Origin of the sequence: Streptomyces sp. MCA2 (genome assembly GCF_023544705.1) — a bacterium.
GTDB lineage: Bacteria > Actinomycetota > Actinomycetes > Streptomycetales > Streptomycetaceae > Streptomyces > Streptomyces decoyicus.
This window is the reverse complement of sequence record NZ_JAMJFM010000002.1, coordinates 308,383-317,714: the sequence shown is the minus strand read 5'-3', so window position 1 is coordinate 317,714 and position 9,332 is coordinate 308,383. Positions and strand designations below refer to the sequence as shown.

Here is a 9,332-nt window from a genome sequence, read left to right as displayed (position 1 = left end):
TCGCGGGGTACCTGGCCCGCCCGCACCCCTTCAGCCCGTAGCCCATCAGCCGGAGACGGCGCGGGGCTGCTTCCGGGGGATGCAGAAGAGCGCCAGGGCGGCGGCCGTCAGGTAGGCGGCCGCGCCGATGGCCATGCTGGTCCGCAGTCCGGTGGTGAAGCCGGCTGCGGCGGCGGCCAGCAGTGAGCCGCCCAGCGCGACGCCCGCGGCGCTGCCGACCTGGCGGGTGGTGTTGAAGAGGGCGGAGGCGGTGCCGGAGTGCGTGTCGGGGGCGGCGGACATCACGGTGGCGGTCGAGCCGGTGAGGGCGAAGGACGTGCCGAAGCCCGCCGCCATCATCGGTCCCACGAGCAGGACGTAGTCCGGATGCGGTCCGGCGGCGGCCCAGCCGGCCAGACCGGCCGCTCCCAGGAGCATGCCGGTGACCACCAGCGGGCGGTGTCCCGTGCGGCGGGCCAGTCGTCCGGACAGGACGGAGGCGAACATCGTCATGGCCACCGCCGGGAAGAGGGCGATCCCGGTGCGCAGCGCGCTCAGGCCGCGCTGGTGCTGGAAGTACAGGCTGGCGGTGAAGATCATGCCGTAGAAGGCGAAGTTGAACAGCAGGCCGATGGCCGCTCCGCCGCTCATCGCGCGGGAACGCAGCAGCCGCAACGGCAGCACGGGAGTGCGGGCCAGCCGCTCGCGCAGCACGAATGCGGCGGCTGTCAGCAGGCACAGGCCGGCCCCGGTGAGGATCAGCGGGTCCGTCCAGCCCCGTCGTCCGGCCTCGTTGAGGACGGCGACGAGCAGGGCGACCGTGGCGATGAGCGCACACTGGGCAGGCCAGTCCACGGGGCGGTCCGGGCGCCGGGCCGAGGCGCGCACATGGCGCAGCGTCAGCCACAGGCAGGCGCATCCGACGGGCAGGTTGATGAAGAACACCCAGCGCCAGCCCACGGTGGTGACCAGAAGGCCGCCGAGGAGGGGGCCGGCGGAGGCGGCGATGCCGGCCATGGAGCCCCAGAGGCCGAAGGCCCGGGAGCGCGCGCCGGGTGAGGGATAGGCCTGTTGGAGAAGGGCGAGGGAGCCGGGCACGATCAGCGCGGCGCCGAGACCTTCCACCAGGCGGGCGGCGATCAGGGCCTCGGCGCTCCGGGCCAGTCCGCAGCCGGCCGAGGCGAGGGTGAACACCACCACCCCGGTGCAGAAGATCCGGCGGTTGCCCAGCCGGTCCCCGAGCGCGCCGCCGGTGAGCAGCAGACCGGCGAAGACCAGGGTGTAGCCGTCCGTGATCCACTGGATCCCGGTGAGGGAGGCGGACAGTTCGCGTCCCACCACCGGAACGGCGACGTTGATGACGGTCACGTCCAGGATGACCATGAAGTAGCCCGCGCAGACCGCGAGAAGCGGGGCCCGCGACCCGCTCCGGGCCGCGGGCCCGTCCGGCCGACCGGCCCGGGGGCTACCAGCACGCACCATGGCGACACGGTAATCCTGGGACGAACGCCTCCCGCGACTTGACCGGTCCGGCGGCGTGCCGGGCTCTCACGTGGCGGCGCTCGTCAACGGTGCGAGGCGGGAGGCCGATTCCGGACGGTTCCGGACCGGCGCTCAGGTGGTCCGAACGACATGGACTGGCCGTCGAGGTCCGGGCTGAGACGGTGGGCCGTCAGCGCCCGACGGGGAAGCGGCGCAGGGCATCCTGGCCCTCGGGGCCGGAACCCGACTTTTCGACCACGTACGCCAGGCCGTGCGCCGTGGTGACGTGGTTGGGGTTGGCACCGGTGGTCACGGTCTTGACGACGGTGCCCTTGTGCGGATCGACCACCGTGACCGTGGCGTCCGTACGGTTGGCGACCAGTGCGCGGCCCGAGGCCGGATCGGTGGTGACGGACAGCGCGCCCGCCCCCGTTGGCACCTTCTTCGTGACGACGCCCTTGCTCAGGTCGATGAGGGAGAGGGTGCCGTCGGCCTGGCCGGCGGCGTAGGCGGTCCGGCCGTCCCGGGAGAGCGCGATCGAGAGGGGGCCGTCGCCGGCCGGGATGAGCCGCGGGGTCCTGGCGCGCGGGGTGATCTCGATGATCCGGTCGTTGGCCAGGTCGGTGGCGTAGGCCGCCCCGCTCCGCTCGTTCACCGCGAGGCCGGCGGGGCTCGATCCCGCCACCGTGACGCGCTTCTTCTCCTGGTAGGTGCGGGTGTCGAAGGCGACCACGGTGCCGTCACCAAAACCGCTCGCCCACGCCAGATCGTGCTTCTCGTCGACGACGACCTCGCGGGCGTGGTTCACGTGGGGCAGCGTGGCGAGGTGCTTGCCGGTGCGCTGGCTGTAGACGGCCACGGAGTTGTCGCGGGTGTTCGTCGTCCAGACGGTGTTGTGCTCGTCGTCGACGGCGATGCCGTACACGGCCTCGACGGCGCCGGTTTCCGCGTTGCTGACCGGCGGGGTGTACGTCGCCTCGACCTTCAGGGTGCGCGGGTCGACCTTGACCAGGCCGGATTGGGTGACGGGCGGCCGGCCCACGGCGGAGGTGGCCCACAGCACATGGTTCCGCTCGGAGTAGGCGGATTGGTACAGGCCCTTGGCTATGGGTGCGGACTCGGTGGCCGACGGGGTCCCGGGTCTCGCGGTCGCGGTTCCGGCCAGGGCGAGGGTGCTGCCCGCGGCGAGGCTCACGGCGATCGCGGCAGTGCGGCGGAGGCGGATGCGGTAGGTGGCTGAGCCTGAGGTCATGTGGCGTCAATCTCCTTGGCAGAGGCGCCCCGTCAAGAGGCAGTTGGTGAGTAACTTAGCTTAGGCTTACCTAACTTGCACCCGGGTGGGCGTGTGGTGGTTGCGACGGCTTCGGGATCCGGGGCGCGGGTCGTCCGTCGGTCGGGAGGGGTGGGGTGGCGGCGGGTGCGGCCCTTGGTTCGACGTGTTCCGAGGTGGTGGGGCGGTCGCGAGGGGCTTGGAGGTAAGGTGAACCTAAGTTGACCACTCAGTGAGGCGGAGTCCACCCCATGCCCGCGTCCGCACCGCCCGAAGGCGCCCCGCACCGCCCGCCCCGGCTGGCGCGCCCCCATGCCGTCCCCGTCGCGGAACCGGGGTGCGTGCTGCCCTCGCCGGCCGGCGTCGAGGAATTCTGGGTCGGCATCCGCCGCCGTGGCACCCCGCTCATCGCCCCCGACCCCGAGGGCAGCGCCGAGCACGCGGTCGTGACGTACCTCTGGCGCGGCGCCCCCGGCACCCGTGCCGTCCAGGTCCTGCCCAACAAACTCGGCGACCCGCTGGCCCCGGAGGGCAACCTCATGACGCGGGCCCCCGGTACCGACGTCTGGCACTGGTCGGTCCGTCTGCGCCGCGACTGGCACGGCACCTACGACTTCCACGTCGACGAAGGGGACGGCCCGGAGCCGGGCGGCCCCGAGTACTGGCGGTGGCTGCGCACCCAGCGCCGCGCCGACCCGTACAACGTCCGTGCCCTGCCCCGCCGTTGGGGCGGCGACCCGGTCCCGTACGCGGCACTGCCCGGTGCCCCGGACGCGGCCGACTGGGAGCCGCGGCCGCACGTCGCACGCGGCACGGTGAGCGAGCACGAGGTGGCCGGCGAGCACCTTGGCACGGGACGCCGTGTCTGGCTGTACCAACCGCCCCGTGCGGCGCGGGCGACGGAGAAACTGCCCGTGCTCGTGCTGCTGGACGGTGAGCACTGGCAGCCCCGCCTCGGCGTCGCGCATCTCCTCGACAACCTCATCGCCGACGGCCGTATCCCGCCGCTCGCCGCCGTGCTGCCGGAGTCCGTCGACGCCGGCACCCGGTGGGCGGAGATGACCTGCCGCCCTGAGTTCGTCGCCTTCCTCACGGACGAGCTGCTGCCCTGGGCGGCCGGACGGCTGCCGGTCACCGACGACCCCGCCCGGACCGTGGTCGCCGGGCAGAGTCTGGGGGGCCTCACCGCGGCCTACGCGGCGTATGCGGCACCCCATCGATTCGGCAACGTCCTCGCCCAGTCGGGCTCGTTCTGGTGGCCCGAAGGCCCTGAGGCGGAGTGGCTGACCGGCCGGCTGGCGGCCGCGCCCCGGCTGCCCGTACGTTTCTGGCTCTCCTTCGGAGAGCAGGAGTGGGTGGCCCTCCCCGCTGCCCGCCGGCTCCGCGACACCCTCGCCGCCGCCGGCTACGAGGACGCCGTCTACCGCGAGTTCAACGGGGGACACGACTACCTGTGCTGGCGCACCGAACTGGCCGACGGATTGGTAGGCCTGCTGTCACGGGGCTGACCGGTCCCGTTCACCGGACGGCTCCTCCTCGCGCACCGCGCAGGCCGCCGCATGGCCCGGCGGGACCCGGACATCGGTGAGTTCCCAGCCCGCGAACCCGGCCGGCAGCGGGCCCGTGCCCAGCCGCAGGGTGCGCAGGGAGGTACCGGAGATGCCCGCGCCGGTCGCTTTCAGACAGGCCTCCTTGCGGGTCCAGCATCGGGCGAACGCCGCCGGGCGGCGCGCCCGGGGGAGGGCCGCCAACTCGGCCTGCTCCGAAGGGTGCAGGGACGCCGCCACGTCCTCGGCCATGCGGGCCCCGGGGACCCGCTCGATGTCCACCCCTATGGGGCGGCCGGCAAGGCCCAGCAGGGCGAGCCCGCCCGAACGGGAGAGGGAGAAGTGCACTTCCTCGCCGCTCGGGCCGGCTACGGCGGGGCGGCCGTGCGGACCGCCGCACCCCGGACACGGCAGCCGGGTCAGCGGTACCCGGTCCGCCGGCAGGTCCAGACAGCTGCCCAGCAGCCGGCGCAGCGCCGTGTGCGCGGCGGCGAACAGGGCACGGTCGGCGGGCCGGCGCAGCGCCGCCGCGCGGCCCCGCTCGCCCTCGTCCAGCACGGACACGTCGAGTGGGGCGCCCGCCTCCGGGGCCTGCACGAGCCACAGTTGCGGCACCCGCGACCACTCCGCCATGTCCGGTGCAGGCCCGGCGGGCGGCCACGGCAGTGCCGCCGCCCCCGCCCCGGTCATCCTCGGCTCTCCTCCACCAGCCGTGTGCATGCGTCGTGCGGGGCCGGGCCGAAACGGGGCATCCAGCCGCCGGGTGTTTCTCGCCAGGCCGGCCACAGGGAAAGGTGCCCCTGGAGGTTCTCCAGCACCAGGTGGGTGTCGTGGCCGTCGGGCCCCGGATCGAACGGAGCGGAGGGCGCGGATGCCGGGAGCGGAGGGGACGGGCGGGTCATGCGTCGAGTTCCTTCAGGCGGGCCGCCAGTGCGGCGGCGATCTCGTCGAGCTGCCGGGGCTGCATCAGCTGCGGATGGGTGCAGTCCAGGTCCCGGTTGGTGAGGGTGCCGCTGACATGCGGTCGCCATGCCTCGCGGGTGAGCCAGTCCTCGGCACGCGGCGCCGCGGCGGTGAAGAACAGCAGGTCGCCCTCGTAGGGGCGGTGGTGGTGCGCGCGCATCATGCGGGCGTGGTTGGGCACGATGTCGACGATCTTCGAGAGGGTGTGGTCCGACAGCCCGGCGAGGGGGCTGCCCGCTCTGCGCAGGGTGGCCAGCACATCGCCGCGGGTGCGCTCGTCGGTGCGGTCGAAGCCGGCCATCCGCAGTACCGCGGTGAGCGCGTCGCCCTCCTCGGGCGCGGGCCGTTCCCGCCACTGCTCGGCCGGGAACGCGTCGAGCAGCGCGAGGAGTTCGACCGTCTCCCCGGCCTCCTGGAGCAGCACGGCGACAGTGTGCGCGAGGATGCCGCCGACGGACCAGCCCAGCAGCCGGTACGGGCCGTGCGGCTGGACGGCACGGAGGCGGCGGACGTAGTCCTCGGCCTGCTCCGCCAGCGCGCGCGGCAGCGGGTCGTCGCCGAGCAGGCCGCGGGCCTGGATGCCGTAGACGGGCTGGTCGGGGCCGAGGCGGGCGGCGAGGCCCGCGTAGCACCAGGCGATGCCGCCGGCGGGGTGGAAGGCGAACAGCGGCGGCCGGTCGCCGGTCGTGCGCAGCGGCAGCACCACGTCCAGGGCATCGTCGGAGGCCGGACCGGAGCTGTCGAGACGGGCGGCGAGCGCGGCCGGGGTGGGCGCCTCGAAGAGCGAGCCGATCGTCAGCTCGACGCCGAGCGCCTCACGGACCCGCGCCACCAGCCGCACGGCGAGCAGCGAGGTGCCGCCCAGGTCGAAGAACGCGTCGTCGGGACCGGTCTGTTCGAGGCCGAGCACCTCGGCGAACAGCCGCGTCAGCGTCTCCTCGCGGGGGCCGGCCGGGCGTCGCGTGCCCGCTCCGCCGGTGAAGACCGGAGCGGGCAGGGCGCGGCGGTCCAGCTTGCCGTTGGGGCTCAGCGGCAGGGCGTCCAGGGCGATGACGGCCGCCGGAACCATGTGCTCCGGCAACACGCGTGCCAGCCCGGCCCGTACGTCCGCGGGGCGGGCACCGCCGGTCACATAGCCGACGAGCCGCTGCTCGCCCGAACTGTCCGCGTGCACCAGCGCACAGGCGCCGGCCACTCCGTCCTGCGCCGTCAACGCCGCCTCGATCTCGCCGAGTTCGATGCGCTGGCCCCGCAGCTTCACCTGGTGGTCGGTGCGGCCGAGATATTCGACCTCGCCCTCCCTCGTCCAGCGGGCGAGGTCACCCGTGCGGTACATGCGACTGCCGGGGGCCCCGAACGGGTCGGCGACGAACCGGGAGGCGGTGAGTCCGGGACGGTTGAGGTAGCCCTCCGCGAGTTGCCGGCCGGCCAGGTACAGCTCGCCGGGGACACCCGGCGGGCAGGGCCGGAGCGCCGCGTCGAGCACGTACAGGCGGGTGTTCCACACCGGCGCGCCGATCGGCACCGCACCGGTGCCGTCCGCCGCGCACGCGTGATACGTGACGTCGACGGCGGCCTCCGTCGGCCCGTACAGGTTGTGCAGCGCGACGCCGGGCAGCGTGCGCGCGAAGGCACGCGCGGTGTCGCGGGGCAGGGCCTCGCCGCTGGCGAAGACGCGGCGCAGCGCACCGCACGCGGCGGCGTCCGCGCCGGCCAGGAAGACCTGGAGCATCGACGGAACGAAGTGGCAGGTGGTGACGGCTTGTTCACGGATGAGGCGGGCCAGGTACACGGGGTCCTTGTGGCCGCCGGGCTCGGCGACCACCAGCGTCGCGCCCTCGCGCAGCGGCCAGAAGAACTCCCACACCGACACGTCGAACGACGACGGGGTCTTCTGGAGCACGCGGTCGGCGGCCGTCAGCCCGTACTCGTGCTGCATCCACCGCAGCCGGTTGTCGATCGCCCCGTGCGAGACCACGACACCCTTGGGGCGGCCCGTGGAACCGGAGGTGTAGATGACGTAGGCGGGGTGCGCGGGCGTCAGCGGGCGCCCCGGGTCGATCGCCGGATACGCACGCAGATCGAGACCGTCCAGCGCCAGGAGCGGAGTGCTGGTGCCGTCCGGGAGCCGCCCCGGTCGGTCGGTGACGACGCACACCGGTGCGGCGTCGTCCAGCATCCCGGTGAGGCGCTCCGCCGGATGGTCCGGGTCGAGCGGCAGATAGGCCGCACCGGCCTTGAGCACCGCCAGCAGGGTGACGACCAGCTCCACCGAGCGCGGTACCGAGACCGCCACCACCGCGCCGGGCCGGGCGCCGAGAGTCTGGAGGTGCCGGGCCAGCCGGTTGGCGCGGGCGTTGAGCTCCGCGTAGCTGAGCGAGGTGTCGCCGTGGACCAGCGCGGTCGCGCCGGGGGTGCGGGCGGCGCGTGCCTCGATGGGGCCGATGAGGGTCGTCGGCGGGAGCGCCCGCTCCGTCTGGTTGAACGTGTCCACGACCAGGGCGTGTTCGGCGGGCGTGGCGATGCCGTGGGCGGCCAGCGGCGCCTGCGGGTCACCGGCGGCGAGCCGGTCCAGCAGGTGCAGGAAGCGCTCCTGGTGGCCGGCCAGGTCGGCGTCCTCGTACAGGGCGGGATTGCCGTCGTGGTCGATGCGCAGGCCACGGCCGTCGGCGCGGTCGTAGACGTTCACGGTCAGGTCGTCGACGGGCCCCGCGGACAGGTTCCGGGCGCGCGCGGGTGCGCCGGCGAACTCCACGCCGTAGTCGAACGGCATGATGTTGACGAGCGGGCCCACCAGGGCCCGGCCCTCACCGAGCAGTCCCAGGTCGCGGCGGATGTCCTCGTAGCGGTAGCGCTGGTGACGGCGGGCCTGCCGGATCCCGAGCACGACCTGCCGGACCAGTTCCGCGAAGGTCGTCTGGGGGGAGACGGTCAGCCGCAGCGGCAGCACGTTCATCACCATGCCGGGTACGCGCAGGGCGGCCGAGCCCATCCGGCCCATCATCGGCAGCCCGAGCACGACGTCGGACCGGTCCGTCGCCCGGGAGGTGTACAGGGCCTGGGCGGCGATCAGGACGTCGGGCCAGGTGGCGCGCAGCCGCGTGGCGAGTTCACGGATGCCCTCGGTGGTCTCCGGCGGCAGATGGGCGGTGCGCCGGCGGAACGTCCGCGAGGGCAGCGCGCCGCGGCCCGCGAGCTGGGGCGCCTGCGGCCGGTCGGCGAAGGCCCCGGACCAATGGGCGCGGTCGGCCGCGAAGTCCGCCGAGGCGCGGTACCCGGCATCCTGTGCGACCAGGTCGGCGAGCCGTCCGAAGGCGCGCGGCCCGGGTTCCTCGCCCCGGGCGAGCGCGGAGTACACCTCGGCGGTACGGCGGACGAGGAGCGAGTACCCGAAGCCGTCCATGACCATGTGGTGGATGCGCTGGTACCACAGCCAGCGGTTTTCACCGATGCGGAACAGCGCGTGCCGGAAGAGCGGACCGGCCGCCAGGTCGACGGGCCGGGCGAGGTCGCCGCGCATCCACTCCGCCGCCGTTTCCCCGGCGTCGTCCGCGGTGCGCAGGTCGGCCACGGTCAGCGGCGGTTCGAGGTTCGCCAGGACGTGCTGACGCGGGCCGTCCGGGGCGTCCTCGATCCGCACCCGCAGGGCATCGGCCTCGGCGGTCACCAGGCGCAGGGCGCGGGCGAACAGGTCCGGGTCGAGCGGCCCGTCGATCTCCAGGCACTCCGCGGTGTTCTGGGCGGGGCTGAGCGGGTCGAGGGCCTGCGCGTACCACATGCCCGACTGCGCCGCCGTCAGCGGCAGCACGGCGTCCGGGGCGTCGGCCGCGGGCCGGGCGTCGCCGGTGAGCAGGACCGTCACGGGGTGACTCCCAGCAGTGGGGCCCAGGCCTCGATGGCGGGCTGTTCGGCGAGGTCCACGAAGCCGACCTGCACGCCGTGTTCGCGGCGCCAGCGTTCGACGAGCGACATGATCCGGATCGAGTCCAGCCCGTAGTCCACGAGGTTCTCGTCGAGAGGGATGTCCGCGGCATCCTCGCCGAGGGAGTCGGCGACATCCTTGCGGATCTGGTCCAGGGTGAGGGCCATGG

Annotated in this window: 7 protein-coding genes; 1 reads left to right on the top strand and 6 read right to left on the bottom strand. The window is 74.0% G+C overall.

What is annotated here, in order from left to right; all coding sequences use genetic code 11:
• Nucleotides 1-45: 45 nt before the first annotated feature.
• Nucleotides 46-1,461, bottom strand: a complete 1,416-nt coding sequence (locus tag M8I34_RS03230) for an MFS transporter (RefSeq protein ID WP_284049854.1) — start codon at nucleotides 1,459-1,461, stop codon at nucleotides 46-48.
• Nucleotides 1,462-1,651: 190 nt separating this feature from the next.
• Nucleotides 1,652-2,713 carry a YncE family protein gene (locus M8I34_RS03225; RefSeq protein WP_250047764.1) on the bottom strand — a complete coding sequence of 354 codons (1,062 nt, stop codon included), beginning with the start codon at nucleotides 2,711-2,713 and terminating at the stop codon, nucleotides 1,652-1,654.
• 269 nt (nucleotides 2,714-2,982) lie between these two features.
• Here M8I34_RS03225 and fes point away from each other — a divergent pair, with 269 nt between their 5' ends.
• Nucleotides 2,983-4,239 carry an enterochelin esterase gene (gene fes, locus M8I34_RS03220; RefSeq protein ID WP_250047763.1) on the top strand — a complete coding sequence of 419 codons (1,257 nt, stop codon included), beginning with the start codon at nucleotides 2,983-2,985 and terminating at the stop codon, nucleotides 4,237-4,239.
• Here the strand turns inward: fes and M8I34_RS03215 are convergent.
• From M8I34_RS03215 to M8I34_RS03200, 4 genes are read right to left on the bottom strand one after another with little or no spacing between them, the layout of a single operon-like run.
• A complete protein-coding gene (locus tag M8I34_RS03215; RefSeq protein WP_250047762.1) occupies nucleotides 4,228-4,968 on the bottom strand; it encodes a 4'-phosphopantetheinyl transferase superfamily protein in 741 nt (246 codons plus the stop codon). The two genes, fes and M8I34_RS03215, sit on opposite strands and share 12 nt — an antisense overlap.
• On the bottom strand, nucleotides 4,965-5,180 hold the full coding sequence (locus M8I34_RS03210) for an MbtH family NRPS accessory protein (protein WP_250047761.1): 216 nt from the start codon (nucleotides 5,178-5,180) through the stop codon (nucleotides 4,965-4,967). Before M8I34_RS03210 ends, M8I34_RS03215 begins: the two co-directional genes overlap by 4 nt.
• Nucleotides 5,177-9,103: an amino acid adenylation domain-containing protein gene (locus M8I34_RS03205; RefSeq protein ID WP_308371811.1), complete on the bottom strand. Its 3,927-nt coding sequence runs from the start codon at nucleotides 9,101-9,103 to the stop codon at nucleotides 5,177-5,179. The genes M8I34_RS03210 and M8I34_RS03205 overlap by 4 nt, the downstream gene beginning before the upstream one ends.
• Complete coding sequence (locus M8I34_RS03200) at nucleotides 9,100-9,330, bottom strand: phosphopantetheine-binding protein (RefSeq protein WP_244416640.1); 231 nt, start codon at nucleotides 9,328-9,330, stop codon at nucleotides 9,100-9,102. The genes M8I34_RS03205 and M8I34_RS03200 overlap by 4 nt, the downstream gene beginning before the upstream one ends.
• Between the last annotated feature and the right edge of the window lie 2 nt (nucleotides 9,331-9,332).